The organism is Pseudomonas sp. LTR0, from assembly GCF_036630035.1.
Taxonomy (GTDB): Bacteria; Pseudomonadota; Gammaproteobacteria; order Pseudomonadales; family Pseudomonadaceae; genus Aquipseudomonas; species Aquipseudomonas putida_Y.
In genome coordinates this window covers 5,165,964-5,188,149 of the sequence record NZ_CP123734.1, presented here as the reverse complement: position 1 = coordinate 5,188,149, position 22,186 = coordinate 5,165,964, and the positions used below count along the sequence as shown (strand labels likewise).

At 62.7% G+C, this 22,186-nt stretch carries 21 protein-coding genes; 11 read left to right on the top strand and 10 right to left on the bottom strand.

What is annotated here, in order from left to right:
- Window positions 1-18 precede the first annotated feature (18 nt).
- The 5 genes from metW to QCL51_RS23645 all read right to left on the bottom strand — a co-directional run bounded on the left by metW (window position 19) and on the right by QCL51_RS23645 (window position 4,030).
- Complete coding sequence (gene metW / locus QCL51_RS23665; RefSeq protein WP_021783664.1) at window positions 19-639, bottom strand: methionine biosynthesis protein MetW; 621 nt, start codon at window positions 637-639, stop codon at window positions 19-21.
- 7 nt (window positions 640-646) lie between these two features.
- Complete coding sequence (locus QCL51_RS23660; protein WP_021783665.1) at window positions 647-1,786, bottom strand: homoserine O-acetyltransferase; 1,140 nt, start codon at window positions 1,784-1,786, stop codon at window positions 647-649.
- A gap of 99 nt (window positions 1,787-1,885) precedes the next feature.
- A complete protein-coding gene (locus QCL51_RS23655) occupies window positions 1,886-2,476 on the bottom strand; it encodes a YggT family protein (protein ID WP_012053960.1) in 591 nt (196 codons plus the stop codon).
- A 10-nt stretch (window positions 2,477-2,486) separates the two neighbouring features.
- Window positions 2,487-3,305 carry a pyrroline-5-carboxylate reductase gene (gene proC, locus QCL51_RS23650; RefSeq protein WP_338444360.1) on the bottom strand — a complete coding sequence of 273 codons (819 nt, stop codon included), beginning with the start codon at window positions 3,303-3,305 and terminating at the stop codon, window positions 2,487-2,489.
- 38 nt (window positions 3,306-3,343) lie between these two features.
- A complete protein-coding gene (locus QCL51_RS23645) occupies window positions 3,344-4,030 on the bottom strand; it encodes a YggS family pyridoxal phosphate-dependent enzyme (protein WP_021783666.1) in 687 nt (228 codons plus the stop codon).
- Between the two features lie 65 nt (window positions 4,031-4,095).
- On the opposite strand from QCL51_RS23645, the gene QCL51_RS23640 reads away from it, so the two are divergent.
- Entirely contained in the window at window positions 4,096-5,094 is a 999-nt protein-coding gene (locus tag QCL51_RS23640; RefSeq protein ID WP_338444358.1) for a PilT/PilU family type 4a pilus ATPase, read from the top strand.
- Between the two features lie 109 nt (window positions 5,095-5,203).
- Here QCL51_RS23640 and QCL51_RS23635 read toward each other — a convergent pair whose 3' ends face one another.
- A complete protein-coding gene (locus tag QCL51_RS23635) occupies window positions 5,204-5,830 on the bottom strand; it encodes a C40 family peptidase (RefSeq protein ID WP_028697536.1) in 627 nt (208 codons plus the stop codon).
- Window positions 5,831-5,996: 166 nt separating this feature from the next.
- On the opposite strand from QCL51_RS23635, the gene QCL51_RS23630 reads away from it, so the two are divergent.
- Complete coding sequence (locus QCL51_RS23630) at window positions 5,997-6,416, top strand: TM2 domain-containing protein (RefSeq protein WP_028697535.1); 420 nt, start codon at window positions 5,997-5,999, stop codon at window positions 6,414-6,416.
- A 90-nt stretch (window positions 6,417-6,506) separates the two neighbouring features.
- Here the strand turns inward: QCL51_RS23630 and QCL51_RS23625 are convergent, their stop codons facing one another.
- The 3 genes from QCL51_RS23625 to QCL51_RS23615 form a co-directional block, all read right to left on the bottom strand.
- Window positions 6,507-7,205 (bottom strand): SPOR domain-containing protein, encoded by a 699-nt coding sequence (locus tag QCL51_RS23625; RefSeq protein ID WP_053870424.1) that lies wholly within the window; start codon window positions 7,203-7,205, stop codon window positions 6,507-6,509.
- Between the two features lies 1 nt (window position 7,206).
- Window positions 7,207-8,943, bottom strand: coding sequence for an arginine--tRNA ligase (argS, locus tag QCL51_RS23620; RefSeq protein ID WP_021783671.1), 1,737 nt, complete (start codon window positions 8,941-8,943; stop codon window positions 7,207-7,209).
- Window positions 8,944-9,130: 187 nt separating this feature from the next.
- Window positions 9,131-11,350, bottom strand: a complete 2,220-nt coding sequence (locus tag QCL51_RS23615; RefSeq protein WP_053870425.1) for a primosomal protein N' — start codon at window positions 11,348-11,350, stop codon at window positions 9,131-9,133.
- Window positions 11,351-11,517: 167 nt separating this feature from the next.
- Here QCL51_RS23615 and rpmE point away from each other — a divergent pair, with 167 nt between their 5' ends.
- From rpmE to QCL51_RS23600, 3 genes are all read left to right on the top strand, one after another.
- Window positions 11,518-11,733 (top strand): 50S ribosomal protein L31, encoded by a 216-nt coding sequence (gene rpmE / locus QCL51_RS23610; RefSeq protein ID WP_003249127.1) that lies wholly within the window; start codon window positions 11,518-11,520, stop codon window positions 11,731-11,733.
- Window positions 11,734-11,735: 2 nt separating this feature from the next.
- Window positions 11,736-12,557, top strand: coding sequence for a thermonuclease family protein (locus QCL51_RS23605; RefSeq protein WP_330508635.1), 822 nt, complete (start codon window positions 11,736-11,738; stop codon window positions 12,555-12,557).
- A gap of 178 nt (window positions 12,558-12,735) precedes the next feature.
- Window positions 12,736-14,004, top strand: a complete 1,269-nt coding sequence (locus tag QCL51_RS23600; protein WP_003249133.1) for a malic enzyme-like NAD(P)-binding protein — start codon at window positions 12,736-12,738, stop codon at window positions 14,002-14,004.
- A gap of 182 nt (window positions 14,005-14,186) precedes the next feature.
- On the opposite strand, the gene QCL51_RS23595 is transcribed toward QCL51_RS23600, so the two are convergent.
- Window positions 14,187-16,640: a penicillin-binding protein 1A gene (locus QCL51_RS23595; RefSeq protein WP_053870426.1), complete on the bottom strand. Its 2,454-nt coding sequence runs from the start codon at window positions 16,638-16,640 to the stop codon at window positions 14,187-14,189.
- A 203-nt stretch (window positions 16,641-16,843) separates the two neighbouring features.
- On the opposite strand from QCL51_RS23595, the gene pilM reads away from it, so the two are divergent.
- The 6 genes from pilM (at window position 16,844) to aroB (ending at window position 22,174) form a co-directional block, all read left to right on the top strand.
- Entirely contained in the window at window positions 16,844-17,725 is an 882-nt protein-coding gene (gene pilM, locus QCL51_RS23590) for a pilus assembly protein PilM (RefSeq protein ID WP_101196374.1), read from the top strand.
- Complete coding sequence (locus tag QCL51_RS23585; protein WP_021783676.1) at window positions 17,722-18,258, top strand: PilN domain-containing protein; 537 nt, start codon at window positions 17,722-17,724, stop codon at window positions 18,256-18,258. The genes pilM and QCL51_RS23585 overlap by 4 nt, the downstream gene beginning before the upstream one ends.
- Before the next feature lie 11 nt (window positions 18,259-18,269).
- Complete coding sequence (locus QCL51_RS23580) at window positions 18,270-19,271, top strand: pilus assembly protein PilP (RefSeq protein WP_275966802.1); 1,002 nt, start codon at window positions 18,270-18,272, stop codon at window positions 19,269-19,271.
- Window positions 19,195-20,457, top strand: coding sequence for a type IV pilus secretin PilQ family protein (locus QCL51_RS23575; RefSeq protein WP_135192480.1), 1,263 nt, complete (start codon window positions 19,195-19,197; stop codon window positions 20,455-20,457). The genes QCL51_RS23580 and QCL51_RS23575 overlap by 77 nt, the downstream gene beginning before the upstream one ends.
- Window positions 20,458-20,461: 4 nt before the next feature.
- Window positions 20,462-20,980 (top strand): shikimate kinase AroK, encoded by a 519-nt coding sequence (gene aroK / locus QCL51_RS23570; RefSeq protein WP_010955625.1) that lies wholly within the window; start codon window positions 20,462-20,464, stop codon window positions 20,978-20,980.
- 96 nt (window positions 20,981-21,076) lie between these two features.
- Window positions 21,077-22,174: a 3-dehydroquinate synthase gene (gene aroB, locus QCL51_RS23565; RefSeq protein ID WP_003249149.1), complete on the top strand. Its 1,098-nt coding sequence runs from the start codon at window positions 21,077-21,079 to the stop codon at window positions 22,172-22,174.
- Window positions 22,175-22,186: the final 12 nt, after the last annotated feature.

Below are 22,186 nucleotides of genomic sequence, written 5' to 3'. Positions count from 1 at the left end.
CGATTCCTCCGGTGGGCGTCAGACCGCGAGCGGCTGCTCTTGCAGGCCCGGGCTGCTGACGCGGTAGATGCCGATCTCACCTAGAAGATTAGGCCATAGCCGCCCACCCCACCCATTGCGGTGCAAGTGGTCGACCGCCAGGCGGTCGAGTACCTTGGCTCGGCGTTCGTGCACAAGTTCTTCGAAGTCGGCGAAGGTGCAGAAGTGGATGTTCGGCGTGTTGTACCAGGTATACGGCATGAAGTCCGATACCGGCATGCGGCCTTTGGTCGCCAGGTACCAGCGGCAGCGCCAGTGGCCGAAGTTGGGGAAGGTGATGATGCACTGACGGCCCACGCGCAGCATTTCGTCGAGGATGCGGTCGGGGTACTCCACGGCCTGCAGGGCCTGGGTCATGATCACCACGTCGAAACTGTTGCTGGCGAAGTTGCCCAGGCCTTTGTCCAGGTCTTGTTCGATGACGTTGACGCCCTTGGCCACGCAGGCGGCGATGTTGTCGGCGTCGATTTCCAGGCCATAGCCGGTGACCTGTTTGCGGTCACGCAGCGAGGCCAGCAGTTCGCCGCTACCGCAGCCCAGGTCGAGTACCCGGCTGCCGGCGGGGATCCAGTCGTGGATGATTTCCAGATCGGCTCTCATGCTGTCCTCAGATGGCAATGCGGTTCATGTAGTTCGAGAAACCCTGCATGTAGCGAGGTGTGGGGATCAGGAAGGCATCGTGCCCGTAGGGCGAATCGATCTCCAGGTAACAGACGTTCTTGCGCGCAGCCATCAGTGCGTCGACGATCTCGCGCGAACGGGCCGGAGAGAAGCGCCAGTCGGTGGTGAACGACATGATGCAGTAGTCCGCCGTGACGTGGGCCAGGGTGGCTGCCAGGTCACCCCCCTGCTTGGCGGCCGGGTCGAAATAGTCCAGTGCCTTGGTCATCAGCAGGTAGGTGTTGGCGTCGAAACGGCCGGAAAACTCTTCGCCCTGATAGCGCAGGTAGCTTTCGACCTGAAACTCGACGCTGTGGAAATCGTAGTTGAGCTTGTCGCTTTTCAGCTCACGGCCGAATTTTTCACCCATCGAGTCGTCGGACAGGTAGGTAATGTGCCCGACCATGCGTGCCAGCATCAGGCCGCGCTTGGGGATCACGCCCTGGTCCTGGAACGAACCGCCATGGAACTCAGGGTCAGTGAGAATGGCTTGGCGCGCCACCTCGTTGAAGGCGATGTTCTGCGCCGACAGCTTGGGCGCCGAGGCAATGTCGACGCAATGGCGCACACGCTCGGGGTAGCTGATGGTCCATTGCAGTGCCTGCATGCCGCCAAGGCTGCCGCCCACGACAGCGGCCCACTGCTGGATGCCCAAGCGCTCGCCCAGGCGCACCTGGCTGTGTACCCAGTCCTCTACGGTCAGTACAGGGAAATCGGCGCCATACGGTTTGCCGGTGGCAGGGTTGACGCTGCTGGGGCCAGTGCTGCCGTTGCAGCCACCGAGGTTGTTCAGGCTGACTACGAAGAAGCGGTTGGTATCGATTGGCTTGCCGGGGCCGATGCAGCTATCCCACCAGCCCGGCTTGCGGTCGGTGGCGGCATGGTAACCAGCGGCATGGTGATGGCCGGACAGGGCATGGCAGATCAGCACGGCATTGCTCGCGCTGGCGTTCAGGGTGCCATAGGTCTCGTAGACCAGTTCGTAACTGGCCAGTGAACGGCCACAGGCCAGTGCCAGCGGTTCATCGAACCGGGCTGTTTGCGGTACTACCAGACCGACGGAATCTTCGGGAAAGACAGTTGACATCGACCCTGCTCACGCTTGACGGAGGCGTAAGTCTAAAGAGCGCTACCCCCAGCGGCAAGCAAAGGCTTGCGACTGGGGGCAAGCTGGGGCTGGCGAGCCTCAGATCATTCGCCACAGCTCTTGAGGCATGCCGGCGTAGGCGGCCAGAGGGGGCATGACAAACGACTGGATCACCTGGATCGCCAGGAAGGCGAAGATCGGCGAAATGTCCATGCCGCCCAGATTTGGCACCAGCCGGCGGAACGGCGCCAGCACTGGCTCGCTGATCTGGTAGGCCAGTTCGGCCGCCGGGTTGTGACTGTTGGGTGCAACCCAGGAAACGATCACCATGACGATCATCGCCACCCAGAAAATCTTCAGGAACAGCGAGGTGATGCCGATGATTGCCCACATCAGCAGGTGCAGGACGTCGCCGAAAGTACCGTAGGTGACCATCAGCACGAAGCCCATCAGCAGAGCCTGGATGACCACCGCCAGCAGTAGCGACGAGGTATCCAGCCCGCCAACGCTAGGGATGATCCGGCGGATCGGCTTGAGCAGCGGTTGGGTGGCACGAACTGCGAACTGGCACAGCGGGTTGTAGAAGTTGGCCTTGACCAACTGCAGTACGAAGCGCAGCAGGACGATTACCAGGTAAAGGCTTACCAGGGTTTGCACCACGAAAATCGCGGCGCCTGACAGTGCATTCATCTAAAGCTCCTTATTTGCCCAGTTGTTCGGCCAGCTCGGCGGAGCGCGTGGCTGCAGCCTGCAGCGCCTGCTCGACGATGGCTTCGAAGCCGCTAGCCTGGAACGACTTGATCGCCGCTTCCGTGGTGCCGGCGGGCGAGGTGACGCGGCGGCGCAGTTCGGCGGCATCGACATCGCTAGCAACCGCCATGCGCGCGGCGCCCAGGGCCGTCTGCAAGGTCAGTTGGGAGGCGGTTTCGCGTGGCAGGCCGAGTTTTTCGCCGGCCGCGGTCATGGCCTCGATCAGCAGGAAGAAGTACGCCGGGCCACTACCAGACACAGCAGTCACGGCGTCCAGTTGCTGTTCCTGCTCCAGCCACAGGGCGGTGCCCACGGCCGACAGCAGTTGTTCGGCCTGCTGACGCTGTTCGCCGGACACTTCAGCGGTGGCGTACAGGCCGCTCACGCCTTGGCGCAGCAAAGCCGGGGTGTTGGGCATGCAGCGCACTACCGGGCGAGCGCCCACCCAGCTTTGCAGGCTGGCGCATGTGATGCCGGCGGCGATGGAAACGATCAGCTGGCCATCCTGCAGGTTGGGTTGCAGTGCCTGACAGACGGTTTTCATGACTTGTGGCTTGACCGCCAGCACGATGACGTCAGCGCCATCGATGGCCTGGGCGTTGTCCTCGAAGGCTTCAATGCCGTGCTCGGCCTGGATGCGACTGCGGGTCTCGGCGCCCGGGTCGCTGGCGCGGATCTGCGAGGCGTCCAGGCCCTGGGCACCCAGACCACCGATCAGGCTGGCGGCCATGTTGCCGGCGCCGATAAAGGCAATACGTGTCTTGCTCATGTCAGGTCCTTGTGGAAAAGAGTGAGTGAAGCATGGAATCAGGTGTTGCCGTAGTCGCGGGCTCCGAACAGGGCCGTGCCAATCCGTACCCACGTCGCGCCCTGGGCGATGGCCGCTTCCAGGTCGTGGCTCATGCCCATCGACAGGGTGTCCAGGCCAAGCCCCAGGTCTTCCTGCAACTTGCGCAGGCTGGCGAAGGCGGCCTCCTGGGTGTCGCGGTCTTCGGTGGGTTCCGGGATTGCCATCAGCCCGCGCAGGCGCAGGTTGGGCAGTGCGGCTACGGCTTTGGCCAACGCGGGTAGGTCGGCCGGGGTGCAGCCGGATTTACTGTCTTCGCCGCTGACGTTTACCTGCAGGCAGATGTTCAGCGGCGCCAACCCGGCAGGGCGCTGTTCCGACAGGCGTTGGGCAATTTTCAGGCGGTCCACGGAATGTACCCAGTCGAAGTGCTCGGCGATCGCTTTGGTCTTGTTCGACTGAATGGGGCCGATGAAGTGCCAGATCAAGGGCAAGTCGCTGAGGGCCTGCTGCTTTGTCAGTGCTTCCTGTAGGTAATTTTCCCCGAAGTCGCGCACACCGGCGGCATGGATCTCGCGGATAGCGCTGGCGGGCTTGGTCTTGCTCACGGCCAGCAACTGGACGCTGGCCGGATCACGCCCGACTGCCTGGGCAGCACTGGCGATACGGGCGGAAATCGCGGAAAGGTTGTCTGCTAGGGTGGACATGGATCAATGCCGGCAGCTGTAGGGTCTGCGGCATTCTACCTGCTTGAAGGCCTTTGGGGAGTCTCATGGATGTGACCGACCTGTTGGCCCGAGCTGTGGATGCGGGGGCTTCGGACCTGCACCTGGCGACGGGCCAGATTCCAATGCTGCGCCTGGATGGCGAGTTGCAGCGTATGGGCTTGCCGCCCTTGAGCGCGGATGCCTTGATCGAGGGCATGGCGAGCGTGCTGGATGACCACCAGTGCCAGCAGTGGGCCCAAGGCGATGAACTGGACCTTGCGCTGGAGTTGCCGGCGCTTGGGCGCTTTCGGTTGAACCTGTTTCGCCAGTTGAATGGCCCGGCGGTGACCTTTCGGCTGATTCCAGGGCGCATTGCCACGGTGAGCGAGCTGGACCTTGCGGATGTGTTTCAAGCTGTTGCGCAATGCAGTGATGGCTTGATCCTCGTCGGCGGGCCGACCGGCAGCGGCAAGTCCAGCACCCTGGCAACGCTGCTCGACCAGTTGAACCGCGAGCGGGCACTGCACATCATTACCCTGGAGGACCCTGTCGAGGTCATCCATGACAGCCAGCGCAGCCTGGTCAACCAGCGTGAGATGGGGCGCCATAGTCGCGGCTTTGCTCAGGGGCTACGCAGTGCACTGCGCCAGGACCCGGACGTGATCATGATCGGCGAGTTGCGCGACCTGGAAACCATTCGCCTGGCCCTGCGCGCGGCCGAAACCGGGCACCTGGTGCTGGCAACCGTGCATGCGCGTTCGGCGACCAGCTGCATCGACAGGTTGGTGGAGGTTTTTACTGCCGAGGAAAAGCCGTTGGTGCGGGCGATGCTGGCCGAGTCGCTGCGCCTGGTGGTCGCGCAGTTGCTGGTCAAGCGTGTGGAAGGTGGGCGGGTGGCTGCGCGGGAAGTGCTGGTGGCGACGCCGGCGGTGCGTAACCTGGTTCGGGAGGGGCGGTTGGCGCAGTTGTCTTCGGTGATGCAGGGCGGGGCGGCTGAGGGGATGCGGACGATGGAGGGGGCGTTGCGGAGGCTGAGGGCGAAGGGGGTGATCGGTGATCTCTAGTGCCTGTCAGGGCCTTTTCGCGGGTAAACCCGCTCCCACAGGTACGGCACAGGTTTTAAAGGCTGTGCTGGGTGTGGGAGCGGGCTTGCCCGCGAAGAGGCCGGACCTGTTAGCGCTTGGCCAGGTTCAGCTGTTGCTGCTCCTTTGGCAGTACCCGCTTTGCCACCACGTAGTGCTTCTGCCAGTAAGGCTTGCTCAAGGTGTCGATACTCACCCGCTTGCCACGGCGTGGCGCGTGGATGAAGCGGTCGTTACCCAGGTAGATGGCTACGTGATTGACCCGACGGCTCTTGATGTTGAAGAAGATCAGGTCGCCGGGCTTCAGATCACCCTTGGCCACCTTCACCCCGTGGCCCTGGGCCATGGCATTGGAGGTGCGCGGCAGGTTGACGTCAGCGACGTCGTTGAAGGCGTATTTGACCAGCCCGCTGCAGTCAAAGCCTTTTTTCGGGCTGCTGCCGCCCCAAACATAAGGGGTACCGAGCACATTTACCGCACGGCTGAGCACGTCGCTGCTTTGCTTCGGCGACATGGCGGCGACATTGGCACCGCGGCTGCTGACGGCGTTGCTTGGGCGGGCGCGCAGCGCGGTCTGCTTGGCGGGTGCGTGTTTCACCGACGCGTTGGTCGTGTAGCCGGTAAAACCATTGGGAAGACGTTGCTCACGATTGGTGGCGTGGGCGGCCAGGGGCAATAATAGGCAGAGGGTCAGCCATGTCTTGATCAAAGGCGGCATAGATGAAGCTCTTATGAATAGTTATGTGTTGGGCGCGCAACTTTATAACAGCTTTTTGATCAATCATTGATCCGTTGGTCGATTGTCCAGGTGCCGTATGTCGGCTTGCGACGAGAAAGTCACATTTTTTCTTAGAAAATTTTCGGATAACCCACGGGGGCTATGAATGAACAGTTATCAACAGGGGGTGCCCTTTCACGACACCCACAGCAAAACCATTGGCTACCTGCTGTGGATTTTCGGCTTCACCGGGTCCCATCGCTTCTATTACGGCAAGCCGATTACCGGGACCATCTGGTTCTTCACCTTGGGCTTGCTGGGCATTGGTTGGTTGATCGACCTGTTCCTGATCCCGTCCATGGACCGTGAAGCCGACCTGAGGTTTCAGTCCGGGCGTATCGACTACAACATCGCCTGGATTCTGCTGACCTTCCTCGGGGTGTTTGGCCTGCACCGGCTGTATCAGGGCAAGTGGATCACCGCGATCATCTACTTCTTTACCGGTGGGTTGTTCCTGGTGGGGGTGCTGTATGACTTCTGGACGTTGAACACCCAGGTGTCCGAGAGGAATGCGGGGCGGGGCTGACGGTGCCGTGGCTGTTTTACAGCCCACTCACGGGTAATGCTGCCTATATAAAAAAGGCCTTGTCGCACCGCTGCGGCAAGGCCTTCTTTGTTACTGGCGGGTCTGCCGCTGTTGCAGCAACAGGTTGCTGAAACCGGCCCCAGCCAGCTGCTTCTGTGCCCCGGTCAATTGCTCGCGGTTGCTGAACGGCCCGACCAGCACGCGGTACCAGGTTTCCTCCTTGACCGTACCCGACTCCACCTTCACCGACTGGCCCAGCAGGATGATCTGTGCCCGTACCTTGTCGGCATCGGCCTGCTTGCGGAACGAGCCTGCCTGAAGGAAGTACTGCGTGGTCGCAGCCGGCTTGATCACAGGTGGTGGCGGTGGCGGGGTTTGGCCGAGCAGTGCTGCCTGGGCCCTCGCCGTGTCGATTTTCGCCGCTTCTGCTGGTGTTACCGGAGCTACCGGCTGGGCCGGCACTGGTGGCGTTTTCTCCGGTACGGCTTCCGGCGGCACGATCACCTCAGACTCCGGCAGCAGCGTGTAGAAGTCGTACTTCGGCTTCACCGGCTGTTGCGGGGTAGCTTGCGCTGGCTTGCCGGCTTCGGCCGTTTTCGCCGGCTTCTGCTGCTCGGGTTTGGTGCGTTTGATGTCGTCGCCACCGGGTTCGAGCTTCATCAGGAACACGATGAACGCGCCTACGGTCAGGCCGACCGCCAGCCATACCCAGCCGGGGATCGGCTGTTTGGCCGGTGCCGTCTGGCGGCTGGCGCCGCGTTTCGGGGCAGGTTTTTTCTTGGCAGCCAACTTACATGCGCTCCAGGGTTTCCAGGCCGAGCAGTTCCAGACCTTGTTTGAGGGTGCGGCCGGTCAGGGCGGCCAGGCGCAGCCGGCTCTGCTGCTGCGAAGGGGTTTCGGCAGCGAGGATCGGGCAGTTCTCGTAGAAGCTGGAGAACAGGCCGGCCAAGTCGTACAGGTAGCTGCACAGCACATGCGGCGTGCCTTTTTCGGCGACGTTGTTGAGAATTTCGCCAAACTGCGCCAGGCGCGCGGCCAAATCTTGCTCGTGGGCAGCTTGCAGCACGATTTTGCCGTCGACTTCGTCAAACCCTTTGCCCAGCTTGCGGAACACGCCGGCTACGCGGGTGTAAGCGTACAGCAGGTAAGGCGCGGTGTTGCCTTCGAAGTTGAGCATCAGCTCGAAGTTGAAGCTGTAGTCGCTGGTGCGGTGCTTGGACAGGTCTGCGTATTTCACCGCGCCAATGCCCACCACCTCGCCGATGTGGCGCAGTTCGTCGTCGGCCAGGCTCGGGTTCTTTTCCTTGACCAGCGCGTAGGCGCGCTCCTTGGCCTCGGTGAGCAGGTCGATCAGCTTCACGGTGCCGCCGTCACGAGTCTTGAACGGGCGGCCGTCGGCGCCGTTCATGGTGCCGAAGCCCATGTGCTCCATTTGCATCGGGTGGCTGACGAAGCCAGCGCGGCGGGCCACTTCGAACACCTGGTTGAAGTGCAGGGCCTGGCGCTGGTCGACGAAGTACAGTGCGCGGTCAGCTTTCAATACGTTGCTGCGGTAACGCACGGCAGCCAGGTCGGTGGTCGCGTACAGGTAGCCTCCGTCGGCCTTCTGCACGATCACCGGCAGGGGGTCGCCTTCGCTGTTCTTGAACTCGTCGAGGAACACACACTGGGCGCCTTGGTCTTCGACCAGCAGGCCCTTGGCCTTGAGGTCGGCCACCACGTTGGCCAAGTCGTCGTTGTAGGCGCTTTCGCCCATCACGTCGGCCATGGTCAGTTTGACGTTGAGCAGCTCGTAGGTCTTCTGGCAGTGCGACAGCGAGATGTCCTTGAAGCGAGTCCACAAAGCCAGGCACTCGGGGTCACCAGCTTGCAGCTTGACCACCAGGCCGCGGGCGCGAGTGGCGAACTCTTCCGATTCATCGAAGCGTTTCTTCGCCGCACGGTAGAAGTTTTCCAGGTCCGACAGCTCGTCGCTGGTGATCGGGTTTTCCTGCAGGTAGGCCATCAGCATGCCGAACTGGGTACCCCAGTCGCCGACGTGGTTCTGGCGGATGACGTTGTCGCCCAGGAACTCCAGCACGCGCGCAACGCTGTCGCCGATGATGGTCGAGCGCAGGTGGCCGACGTGCATTTCCTTGGCCAGGTTAGGTGCCGACATGTCGATCACCACCTTTTGCGCCGGGCCGGCTTTGCGTGCACCCAGGTGGGCGTCGGCCAGGGCGGCATCCAGGCGGCTGGCCAGGGCGTCGGTGTTCTGGAAGAAGTTGAGGAAGCCAGGGCCTGCAATCTCGACCTTGCTGATGTCGGCGCTGGCCGGCAGGGCGTTGATCAGTTTTTCGGCGAGGTCGCGCGGCTTCATGCCGGCCGGCTTGGCCAGCATCATGGCGATGTTGCTGGCGAAGTCGCCGTGGGTCTTGTCCCGGGCGTTTTCCACCTGGATCGCCGGCGACAGCCCTTCAGGCAGCACACCGTCGGTGACGAGTTGGGTGAGGGCTTGCTGGATCAGCTGGCGAATGGTGTCTTTCATGGGGATCTCTTTTCGACCGCAAGCGCGGTGAGCGCCTGGATGCGCAGGTGGAAAAACTGGGCATTATCCGTTGCCGGGAGCAGGTTGCCAACCTTTGGGCGGCAAGCGGGGGGCCACCAGCCGCAAGAAAAAGCGGCATCGCCCCCGCCCGGCGCTTGCTTGTCGCTGGTCACTCGCAGCTTGCAGCTCAATACAGGTCTACCGGGTCGACATCCAGCGACCAGCGCACCTGGCGCCCGCTTGGCATCTGTTCCAACACTAGCAACCAGGCGCTGATCAGTCGATGCAACGGCGCCCGGGTATTGGCCTGTATCAACAGTTGCGCGCGGAATCGTCCGGCGCGACGCTCCATGGGTGCCGGTACCGGGCCCAGCAGTTCGATGCCCGGCAGGCGTTGTTCGGCCACCAGGCGCTCGGCGGCGGCACAGGCTTCGTCGAGGAAACCTTCGGCCTGCCCCGGCTTGTGTGCTTCGGCACGCAGCAAGACCAGGTGCGAGTAGGGCGGCAGCCCGGCGGCCCGGCGTTCGTCCAGGGCCTGTTCGGCGAAAGCGAAGTAGCCTTGCTCGGTTAGCTGTACCAGCAGTGGGTGGTCGGCCAGGTGGGTCTGGATGATGACCTTGCCGGGTTCTTCGGCCCGCCCGGCCCGCCCGGCCACCTGGACGATAAGTTGTGCCATGCGCTCGCTGGCGCGGAAGTCGCCGGAAAACAGCCCGCCATCGGCATCGAGGATGGCCACCAGCGTCACCCGCGGGAAGTGGTGGCCCTTGGCGAGCATCTGGGTGCCGACGAGGATGCTCGGCTGGCCGCGCTGGATGGTGCTGAACAGGTTGTGCATGGCGTCCTTGCGCGCCGTGCTGTCACGGTCCACGCGCAGGATCGGGTAATCCGGGAACAGCACCTTCAGGCGCTCTTCGGCGCGCTCGGTACCGGCACCGACCGGGCGCAGGTCGACGTGGTTGCATTGCGGGCATTGGTGCGGCAGGCGTTCGTCATAGCCACAGTGGTGGCAGCGCAGCACGCCGGAGCGCTGGTGCACGGTCATGCGCGCATCGCAGCGTGGGCATTCGGACAGCCAGCCGCAATCGTGGCACAGCAAGGTTGGAGCAAAGCCCCGGCGGTTGAGGAACACCAGCACTTGTTGGCCGGCTTCCAGCGTCTGCCGAATAGCCTGCTGCAGCGGGCCGCTGATACCGCTGTCCAGCGGCAGGCTCTTCACATCCAGGCGCAGCATGCGCGGCGGGCGTGCCCCCCCGGCGCGCTGGTTCATGCGCAGCAGGCGGTAGCGGCCGGTCAAGGCGTTATGCAGGGTTTCCAGCGACGGTGTGGCGGAGCCGAGCAGGATCGGGACGTTCTCCTGGTGAGCGCGTACCAGCGCCAGGTCGCGGGCGTGGTAACGCAGGCCTTCCTGCTGTTTATAGGAGCCGTCGTGCTCTTCGTCGATGATGATCAGGCCGGGGTTTTTCATCGGCGTGAACAATGCCGAGCGGGTGCCGATGATTATATCGGCCTCGCCGTCCCGTGCCGCCAGCCAGGCATCCAGACGTTCGCGGTCGTTCACTGCCGAGTGCAGCAGGGCAATACGCGCGTTGAAGCGTTGCTCGAAGCGCGCCAGGGTTTGCGGGCCGAGGTTGATCTCCGGGATCAGCACCAGCGCCTGCTTGCCGGCTTCCAGGGTTTCGCGGATCAGTTGCAGGTAGACCTCGGTCTTGCCACTGCCGGTGACGCCGGCCAGCAAGAACGCGCCGAAGCCGCCAAAGCCCTCGCACACGGCGTCGAAGGCATCGCGTTGTTCTTCGTTGAGTGGCAGTTCCGGCTGTGCCAGCCAGTGCTCATGGCGTTGTGCCGGCAAGTGGCGGCGCGTCTCGACCTGCACCAGATCCTTGGCCAGCAGCAGGTCGAGGCTGTCCTTGTTCAGGTTGAGTTTGGCCAGCAGGCTGTGGGCCACGCCGTGCGGGTGCTGGGCCAGGGTCTTGAGGGCGTCGCGCTGGCGCGGCGCGCGGGCAATGCGCGGGTCTTCCAGGCGGGCGCCAGGGGCTATATGCCAGAAGCGTTCCTGGCGCATTTCGGCGGCTTCGCCCTGGCGCAGTAGCGTGGGCAGCGCCCAGCTCAGGGTATCGCCCAGGCTGTGCTGGTAGTACTGGGCGGTCCACAGGCACAACTTGAACAGCGACGCGGGGATGGGGGACACCGGGTCGAGCAGGGCGCTGGCCGGCTTCAGTTTGTCGGCGGGCACTTCGCTCTGCGTGCACACCTCTATCAGCACGCCGATCATTTCGCGGCGGCCAAAGGGCACGCGGATGCGCATGCCAGGGGTCAAGGTCTGGCGCGCCATGCTCGCCGGCGCCTTGTAGTCGAACAGGCGCCGCAGCGGAGAGGGCAGGGCAAGGCGCAGGATGACGTCGGACACGCGGAAAGTCTCGGAGGGCGTTACAAGGACTGGCGAGCCTAGCAGACGACGGTCGGTGCAAGCGACATCTTGCGCTGACGGTGTGCTCTGGTATTATTCGCCGCCTAATTACGTGCGGTATTCAACAATTGGTGTTGGGTGGCGGCACGCAGCTCGAGGAAGTGACCATGAAAGAAGGTATCCACCCGAACTACGAAGTAGTTGCAGTCACCTGCAGCTGCGGTAACAAGTTCGAAACTCGTTCGACCCTGGGCAATGTCCTGTCGATCGACGTTTGCAACCTGTGCCACCCGTTCTACACCGGTAAGCAGAAAGTTCTGGACACCGGTGGTCGCGTACAGAAGTTCGCCGATCGCTTCGGCATGTTCGGTGCCAAGAAGTAATCATGCGCATGGCGAATCCTTCGGGTTTCGCATTGTTGCTGAAGAAGGCGCCCCTTGTGGGCGCCTTTTTTGTGGGCGTTATCTGGCATTTCCCGGTCCTGGCGTTCTGCCCACTGCCGGACAAGCCCCAATGGGTAGCGGTACGACAGGTGGTCGATGGCGACACCTTGCGTCTGGTCGATGGCCGCAGTGTGCGGCTGATCGGTATCAATGCCCCGGAAATAGGCCGCAAGGGGCGTACCAGTGAGCCCTATGCCGAAGCTGCCAGGCGGCGATTGCAGGCCTTGATAAAGGCCAGTGACCATCGCGTCGGGCTGGTGCCTGGTGTTGAAGGCAAAGACAAGTACGGTCGCACACTGGCGCACATCTACAGCCGCAATGGCGACAATCTGGAAGCACAATTGCTTAGCGAGGGCTTGGGCTATCGCGTGGCAATTGCCCCTAATGTGCGCTTCAGCGGCTGCCAGCAGCTTGCCGAACAAGCGGCGCGCCAGGCTGGTGTTGGCCTGTGGCGGCGTTCACCCGTGGTGCCTGCAGGCGATGTCAGGCGGTCAGGTTTCGCTGTTGTACGTGGTCGTATCGGAGGCATTGAGCATAATCGTGGCGGGGTCTGGCTGACCCTGGGCAATACCATGGTGCTGCAGGTTCCCGCTCGTCTGCAGCGCAACTTCCCTGCCAGCTTCTTCGATAATCTCAAGGGACGCCAGGTCGAAGCGCGCGGCTGGGTGCTGGATCGTTCCCGCAGGGGAGGCCTCAAGCCCGGGCAGCGACGCTGGGTGTTGCCATTGACCGATCCGAGCATGCTGGCGCGCATTTCAGGCTAAAAGATGTAGACATTTCGATAGTGGATTGTACACACTGTAGGTCGTATGCCCCCGTGGGTTGTAGCGTAAAGTCGTAGGCTAAAGGCCTTGACACAAGTGACCGGCCAGTCTTGTGGCTCCCCGGCTCTTTGCGTATCCTCGGCGGTCCGTCAGAACAGTAAATAGCGGAATGCCCACCATGTCAGACCTGAAAACCGCCGCTCTCGAATATCACGCTCAACCTCGTCCGGGGAAACTGAGCGTTGAACTCTCCAAGCCCACTGCCACCGCCCGTGACCTCGCCCTGGCCTACAGCCCAGGTGTTGCAGAGCCGGTGCGCGAAATTGGCCGTGATCCAGAGCTGGCTTACAAATACACCGGCAAAGGCAACCTGGTTGCGGTGATTTCCGATGGCACTGCCATCCTCGGTCTGGGTGACCTCGGCCCACTGGCTTCCAAGCCGGTCATGGAAGGCAAGGGTGTTCTGTTCAAGCGTTTCGCCGGTATCGATGTGTTCGACATCGAAGTCGAGTCGGAAAGCCCACAAGCGTTCATCGACACCGTTCGCCGCATTTCGATCACCTTCGGCGGTATCAACCTTGAAGACATCAAGGCACCTGAGTGCTTTGAAATCGAACGTACCCTGATCGAACAGTGCGATATTCCAGTGTTCCACGATGACCAGCACGGTACTGCCATCGTGACTGCCGCTGGCATGATCAACGCCTTGGAAATCGCCGGCAAGAAACTGGAAGACGCCAAGATCGTCTGCCTGGGCGCCGGCGCTGCTGCCATCTCCTGCATGAAGCTGCTGGTAAGCATGGGTGCGAAGGTCGAGAACATCTTCATGATCGACCGTAGTGGCGTGATCCACGCTGGCCGTGACGACCTGAACCAGTACAAGGCGCAGTTCGCCCACGCGACCGACAAGCGCACCCTGGCCGACGCCCTTGACGGTGCCGACGTGTTCGTAGGCCTGTCCGGCCCGAACCTGCTGAGCCCGGAAGGCCTGAAGTCGATGGCTGCCAACCCGATCGTGTTCGCCTGCTCGAACCCGGACCCGGAAATCTCCCCAGAGCTGGCGCATGCCACTCGCAACGACGTGATCATGGCGACCGGTCGTTCCGACTACCCGAACCAGGTCAACAACGTGCTGGGCTTCCCGTTCATCTTCCGTGGTGCTCTGGACGTTCGCGCCAAGCGTATCAACGAAGAGATGAAGATCGCTGCCGCTATCGCCCTGAAAGACCTGGCCAAGCTGCCAGTGCCGAAGGAAGTTTGCGAAGCCTATGGCGTTGAAGGCCTGGAGTTCGGCCGTGAGTACATCATTCCGAAGCCGCTGGATGCACGCTTGATCACCGTCGTTTCCGATGCTGTGGCCAAGGCTGCCATCGAATCTGGCGTGGCTACCCTGCCTTATCCGAAGCACTACCCGCTGACCAGCGTGGATGAAGTGTTCAACGGCTGATTGCCGCAAGCGACATTAAAAAAGCCCCGGCTCGCATGAGCCGGGGCTTTTTGTTGGGGCTTGGGAATGTGTCAGGGCTGCAGGGTGTTCGTCAGGGCACTTGTGGCGCCTATCAAATCGAGCGCCGCCCGCGCGGCGCTCGATTCACGCGCCCACGCAAAACCTGAGTCAGGCGCCCTGCCTTAGAACAGATCCATCGGCGTCGCTTCATCGGCTGGCAGCGGGCTGCCCGGTGCCACGCCATTGCCCAGTTCATCCACCGACGGCGGCGAGTCTTCGGCTTTGAACAGCTCGAAGTAGGCATTCGGTGTGCTCGGCGATGCTGCGCGACCGCTGATCGGGTCGACGCGCAAGCTGAGAATGCCTTCCGGCTCTGCCGGGGCGTGCGCAGGCTTGTCCTTGAGCGCCGCGCCCATGAAGTTCATCCAGATCGGCAGGGCCGCAGTCCCGCCATATTCGCGGCGGCCGAGGGTTTCCGGCTGGTCGAAGCCGACCCAAACGGTAGTCACGTAATCGGCGTTGTAACCGGAGAACCAGGCGTCCTTGGATTCGTTTGTGGTCCCCGTCTTGCCCGCCAGGTCGGTACGGCCCAAGGCCAGGGCCCGGCGGCCGGTGCCGCGCTTGATCACATCCTGCAGCATGCTGGTGAGGATGTAGGTGGTACGCCCGTCGATGATCCGTTCGGCCACTGCTGGCGTTTGCGGTGCTGCGGCCACCTGGTTGACAGCAGAAGGTGCCTCGCCTGGCATGGCGGCAGTGCTGATTGGCTGCTCGGGGGCGGCCAGGCCCGCCTGGTCCTCGGCACCTTGTGGTACGCGGGGCGGGTTGGCGGTGAACAGTGTCTCGCCGCTGCGGCTTTCGATGCGGTCGATCAGGTACGGGGTGATCTTGTAGCCACCGTTGGCAAAGGTGCTCCAGCCGGTGGCGATCTCCATCGGGGTCAGGGTGGCGGTGCCCAAGGCCAGCGACAGGTTGCGCGGCAGGTCCTGTTTGTTGAAGCCGAACTTGGTGATGTAGTCGATGGTGCGATCCACGCCCATGGCTTGCAGCAGGCGGATCGACACCAGGTTGCGCGACTTGTACAGCGCCTCACGCATGCGGATAGGGCCGAGGAAGGTATTGTTGTCGTTCTTCGGTCGCCACACTTTATCCACCGACTCGTCAACGAACACGATCGGCGCATCGTTGACGAGGCTGGAAGCGGTGTAGCCGCTGTCCAGCGCGGCGCTGTAGACGAATGGCTTGAAGCTTGAGCCCGGTTGGCGCTTGGCCTGCACGGCGCGGTTGTAGTTGCTCTGCTCGAACGAGAAACCGCCAACCAGGGCGCGGATGGCACCGTTGTTCGGGTCGAGGGTGACCAGGGCGCTTTGCGCAGCGGGCACCTGGCTGAACTTCAACGTGCCATCTTCAAGGCGTTGCAGGCGTACCAGGTCACCGACCTGGGCCACATCGGCCGGCGATTGCGGTGTGCGGCCCTGGGCGTTGTTGTTGATGAACGGACGCGCCCATTTCATGGTGTCCCAGGCAACCTGCGCCTCTTGGCCGTCGCGGGTCAGCACCTTGAGGCCGGTTTGTTCCACCTGGGTGACAATGGCTGGCTCCAGGCCGCCAAGGGTGCGTTGCTTGCCCAGCTCCTTCAGCCAGGCTGCCTGGGTGCGGCCCGGGAAACGTGCTTCAGGGCCACGGTAGCCGTGGCGCTCATCGTAGTCGGAGAGCCCTTTGAGGACGGCCTTGTTGGCCATTTCCTGCATGTCACTAGGCACGGTGGTCGTGACGCGGAAGCCTTCGGTGTAGGCGTCGCTGCCGTAGCGGCCGACCATTTCCGCGCGGGCCATTTCGGCGATGTACGGGGCATTCACCTCAGGCGTCGGCACGTGGTAGCTGGCATTGAGCGGCTCGGCCAGGGCGGCCTGGTAGCTGGCCTCGTCGATCTTGCCCAGCTTGTACATGCGTCCGAGGATCCAGTCGCGACGCTCTTTGGCGCGCACCGGGTTGGCCAGCGGGTTGAAGCGTGACGGTGCCTTGGGCAGGCCGGCGATCATCGCCATCTGCGCCAGGCTCACGTCACGAATGGACTTGCCGTAGTACACCTGTGCAGCTGCATCGATACCGTAGGCGCGGTTGCCCAGGTAGATCTTGTTCACGTACAGCTCAAGGATTTCGTCCTTGGTCAGCTCACGCTCGATCTGCAGGGCCAGCAGGATTTCGTTGGTCTTGCGTGAGAAGCTGCGCTCGCTGGTGAGGAAGAAGTTCTTCGCCACCTGCATGGTGATGGTGCTGCCGCCGGTCTGGATATGGCCGGTTTTCACCAGCTGGGTCGCGGCGCGCATCAGGCTGCTGGGGTCGACACCGTAATGGTTGAGGAAATTGTCGTCCTCGGCTGACAGCAGCGCCTGAATGAATTGTGGGGGAATATCCGCGAAGCGGATCGGCGAGCGGCGCATTTCGCCGAATTCGGCAATCAGCTTGCCATCGCTGCTGTACACCCTGAGGGGGATCTGCAACTGGATGCTTCTGAGGGACTCGACCGAGGGCAGGCTGGGGCTAAGATACAGAAACGCACCGCTCACACCGAGTACGAGCGCGCAGATGACTGCGACGGAAGACCACCAGAAGAACTTCAGCAGACGTATCAAGGCTTTTCGGTGTCCAGGTTGGGAGTGGATTGCACGCAGGTCCGGTGGACCAAAAAACGCTGGGCATTATAAGCATTTTTCGCCTCTCCGGGTGACCGGCCAGGCTACCCGTCGACTTGATGAGTAGCCCCGGCCCAGTGTTGCCGCGGGGTTGCGACAGGCAGTTGCGTTTGGCAGCTGCACCAAACAGCAAAGGAGTCGCGATGCTTGGACGCTTCGGCAAGGATGCCGGTTCACTCGTGGGGGTGGAAATTACGCCCGACGCCGTTCGGATAATGCAACTGCAACAGCGCAATCGGCGCTGCCGTGTGATGGGGTCGGCACAAGAGCTGTTTCAGGCGCCGCTGGCCGATGACTGGGCTGCGGAACCTGACGTGGTGGCGGCTGCGCTGCAGCGAGCATACCGGCGCAGCGGCCTCAGGCAACGTCGGGTAGCACTGGCGCTGCCGGCCAGTCAGGTTATTTGCAAGTTGTGCCATCTGCCTGTGCAGCAGGGCGGGGCACAGTTGGAGGCGCAGTTGCTTGCCGATGCAGAGCGGCTGTTTCCGTTCCCGCTGGAAGATCTGGCCCTGGATTTTCAGGTCATGGGCGCTTCCCATGCCCAGCCAGGTTGCTCCGAGGTGATGGTTGCCGCCTGTCGGCAGAGTGCGCTGGCGTCACTCGAAGCCGTCGTCGAGGAGGCGGGCTTGCAGTTGGAAGCCGTCGAGGTCGACAACATTGCCTTGTGCCGCATGTTGCCACAGGGCGGCCTTGAGGGAGCAGCACTGCTGCGTGTCGAAGCCCGCAGCGTAACCCTTCATGACTGGCAGCCCGGCAGGGCCTACCAGCGCTGTGAGCTGCAAACGGCTGGCCCGGACATGCACGGGCAATGGCCAGAGCGCCTGCAGGCTTGGCTTGCCGGGCAGGGCCTGCCTGCGCGGTTGTGGGTTGTCAGCAGCTCATCGGTCAGTCCGGACTGGCTGCAGGGCCTTGGCAGCCGGCTGAATGTGCCGTGCACGTACCTGCCTGGTCTGGCAGGGCTTGAACATGTTGATGGGTCGATGCTCCTGGCCTGCGCCTTGGCCTTGGGAGGGTTGCGTCCATGATGCGGCTGAACCTTCTGCCCTGGCGCGAAAGGCAGCGTCAGGCGGCGCTGCGGCGCTTTCGAGGCCAGCTGGTTGCTGGCGCACTGTTGGCTTTGTGCGCCGTGATGCTGGTTGATCAGCTGGCCCGCCAGCGCGGGCAGCAGCAGGTGTTGGCCAATACCCAGCGCCAAGCGACCCTTGATGTACTGGGTGAGCAGGTGCAACCGCTGGCCGAGGTACGTGCACAGCATGAAGCGTTACTTGCCCGTGCGGTGGCTTTGGAAGGCCTGCGCGCCCATCAGGATGTATTGGCCGGTGTGTTCGCCGACCTTGAAGGGGCGCTGCCTGAAGGTGTGCAGCTACTAGACCTGAGCCTTGATAGTGACCGCTTGCAGATGACAGGGGTGGCTGCGTCTGGTGCTGTGGTTGCGCAGTTCATGCGCGACTTGAACCGCTCGAACGCTTTGCTCGATCTGGAACTCAAGCACATCAAGAGCCTGCCGGACGGCGATGAGTTTTTGCTGACCGCTCGCGTTGCGGCGTTTTGGTCGTGAGTACAGCACAAATGGTCGCTTGGCTGGCGGTGGTCGAGCGCTCAGGCCGCTTCCGACGGCTGGCGCCAGTGCTCGTAGCTATTGTGCTGTTCGGCCTCGGCTGCGCGATACGCCTGCCCCCACTGTTACAGCAGCAGGCGCGGGAGGAGGCCAGGCATGTCGAGCTGAGCCAGCTGCAGGCAGCCAGTGCATCGCAGTTGGCAGAACTGGAGCGGCTGAAGGCTTTAGTGGTGCTTGCCGAGCAACGGTTGCAAGAAGCGCACTGGTATCTGGCAGCCGGGGAAAGCATGAGCGACCTGCTTGAGCGCCTGGCAGTGTCGGGGCATGCGCATGGGTTGCTTGTCGAGCGCCTGGATGTAAGTGAGGGCGAGCAACAGGCCGGATTCAGCAAGGTACCCCTGGAGGTACAAGTGGTAGGGCGTTACCCGGCCTTGCGGCTGTGGCTGGACGAATGGTTAGGGCAGGCGCGGATTCTGCGCAGCGGTGACATGAGCCTGGCAACCGTTGATCGCCAGCCTGGGCTGTTGCGCCTGCGGTTGCGGGTTGATGCCTATCATGCGGCTACGCCCATGAAGGCACCCGCAATGCTGGCGCACCTGCCGGCAAGAGCCGCAATGGCTGCGCCTGAGGTGGACCCGTTTGCCCCTGCTATGGCGCGAGTGGCCAGTGCCGGCTTGGTCGGCGTGCCGTTGGCGCAGCTGGAAATGGTCGGCAGCCTAGCGCGCGGGACGGCACGCGAGGCGCTGCTGATGACGGCAGGCAAGCTCTATCGTGTGCGCCCGGGGGACCGGGTAGGGCGCGATCAGGGGGTAGTGAAGCATATAGACCAACGTCAGGTCGAAGTGCGTGAGCGGCTTTTCATGGCGGGGGTATGGCACGAGCGCACGGCGTTCATCACCCTCGCCAAGCGCCTGGGCAAGGAGGCCTCGGACCCGAATGAAAACGTGGATGAAATACCTGCTGGCAACCCTGCTGTCGATCCCGCTGGCTTCGGCGACGCCTTACCAGGGTGAACCCCTGTCGCTGAACTTTCAGGATGTAGAGGTGCGTGCGGTGCTGCAGGTGCTGGCTGACTACGCCGGCGTCAACCTGGTCGCCAGCGATGCAGTACAAGGCAGTGTCACTTTGCGTTTGCAGGACGTGCCGTGGGATCAGGCGCTTGACCTGGTGCTGCGCAGCAAGGGCCTGTCCCGGCGCCAGGAGGGTAATGTGCTGTTGGTGGCGCCTGCAGCCGAGTTTGCCGCGCAATCAGCAGATGCCCGGGTGAGTCAGTTGCTGGATGCGCACCTGCAGCCATTGCGTCGGGAGCTGCTGCCCATTCACCACGCCAAGGCCGCCGATTTGGCGCAGTTGCTGCAGGCAAGTCTGGAGGGTGACGGCATCCCCACGGGTAGCCTGAGTGTCGATGAGCGCACCAATACGCTGGTGGTGTATCTGCCCGCTGAACGCCTGGCCGAGTTGCGCCAGCTGGTGGCGCAGCTGGATGTGCCGGTGCGCCAGGTAGCGATCGAGGCGCGTATCGTCGAGGCCAACGTCGATTATGAGAAAAGCCTGGGGGTGCGCTGGGGCGGGCCGCTGTACGGCGAGAAGTTGCGGCCCGGCAAGGAACTGTTCGTCGACCTCGGCTTGGAGCGTGCCGGCAGCAGTATCGGCCTTGGTTTGTTGCGCGGTGACGTATTGCTGGACCTGGAGCTCAGTGCCATGGAGAAAAGCGGCAACGGCGAGATCATTTCGCAGCCCAAGGTGGTCACGGCTGACAAGGAAACGGCGAGGATCCTCAAGGGTACCGAGGTGCCTTACCAGGAAACGAGCCAAAGCGGCGCTACCTCGGTATCGTTTCGCGAAGCCTCGCTGTCGCTGGAAGTAACGCCACAGATCACCCCGGACAACAAGGTGATCATGACCGTCAGGGTGACCAAGGACGAGCCGGATTACGTCAATGCCTTGAACAACGTACCGCCGATACGCAAGAACGAGGTCAATGCCAAGGTGCGAGTGGCGGACGGCGAAACGATCGTGATCGGTGGCGTCTACTCGACTTCGCAAAACAATGTGGTCGACAAGGTGCCATTTTTCGGCGATCTGCCGTATGTTGGGCGGCTGTTTCGACGCGATGCATTACAAGAGAAAAAATCCGAGCTGCTGGTCTTCCTGACTCCGCGTATCATGAGTGACCAGGCGATTGCTGTGAGTCGTTGATTCTGTGCGAAATTTGATACTTGTGGGGCCCATGGGCGCTGGTAAAAGCACCATCGGACGCCTGTTGGCCAAAGAGCTGCGCCTGCTGTTCAAGGATTCCGACAAGGAAATCGAACTGCGATGCGGCGCAAACATCCCGTGGATATTCGACAAGGAAGGCGAGCCGGGTTTCCGTGATCGCGAGCAAGCGATGATCGCCGAGCTGTGCGCGCTCGACGGTGTGGTCCTGGCCACCGGCGGTGGCGCGGTAATGCGCGAAGCCAACCGCCAGGCGCTGCATCAGGGTGGCCGGGTGATCTACCTGCATGCTTCGGTCGAACAGCAAGTCGGCCGCACCGCGCGCGACCGCAACCGCCCGCTGCTGCGCACGGCCAACCCCGAGGCGACCTTGCGCACCTTGCTGGAAACCCGCGACCCGCTCTACCGCGAGATCGCCGACCTGGTGGTTGAAACCGACGAGCGGCCACCACGCATGGTGGTGATCGATATTCTCGAGCGCTTGCAGCAGTTGCCGCCCCGTTAACCCGGGACTATTCTCGGCCACCAGCGCCGAGGCGAGGCTCAACGTTACCGCGCAGGTCGCCGGATGGCGCCGCGCCCAAGTACATTGTGGGGATACATGCAGACACTAAAGGTCGACCTGGGCGAGCGTAGCTACCCGATCTACATTGGCGAAGGCCTGCTGGACCAGCCCGAGCTGCTGGCACCGCACATCGCGGGTCGGCAGGTTGCCATCGTTTCCAACGAGACCGTCGCGCCGCTGTATCTCGAACGCCTGAGCAAGGCCCTCGGTGCCTATTCGGTACTGCCAGTGGTGTTGCCCGATGGTGAAGCCCACAAGAACTGGGAAACATTGCAGCTGATCTTCGATGGCCTACTGACAGCCCGCCATGATCGTCGTACTACGGTGGTCGCTCTGGGCGGTGGCGTGATTGGTGACATGGCTGGCTTCGCTGCCGCTTGCTACCAGCGCGGCGTCGACTTTATCCAGGTGCCAACGACCCTGTTGTCCCAGGTCGACTCTTCCGTGGGGGGCAAGACCGGCATCAATCATCCGCTGGGCAAGAACATGGTCGGTGCCTTCTATCAGCCCAATGCGGTGCTGATCGATACCACCAGCCTCAAGACCCTGCCAGCGCGCGAGTTGTCTGCAGGCCTGGCCGAAGTGATCAAGTACGGCCTGATTTGCGACAAGCCGTTCCTCGCCTGGCTCGAAGACAATATGCAGGCACTGCGTGCCCTCGATTCGGCAGCCCTGACCGAGGCCATCCGCCGCTCTTGCGCGGCCAAGGCCGCGGTGGTGGGCGCCGACGAGCGCGAGTCTGGCGTACGGGCCACGCTGAACCTGGGGCATACCTTCGGGCATGCTATCGAAACCCACATGGGCTATGGCGTGTGGCTGCACGGCGAAGCCGTGGCGGCGGGCACCGTGATGGCCCTGGAAATGTCCATGCGCCTTGGCTGGATCGACCAGGCTGAGCGCGATCGTGGGATCCGCCTGTTGCAGGACGCAGGTTTGCCGGTGGTGCCACCACAGGAAATGACCCCGGCGCATTTCATGGAGCACATGGCGGTCGACAAGAAGGTGCTCGACGGTCGTTTGCGTCTGGTGCTGCTGCGCCAGATGGGCGAGGCCGTGGTGACCGACGACTATTCGAAAGAGATTCTTCAGGCCACGCTGTCGGCGGATTACCGCGCGATCGTGGCCCAGCTTTGAGGTTGTGACAGC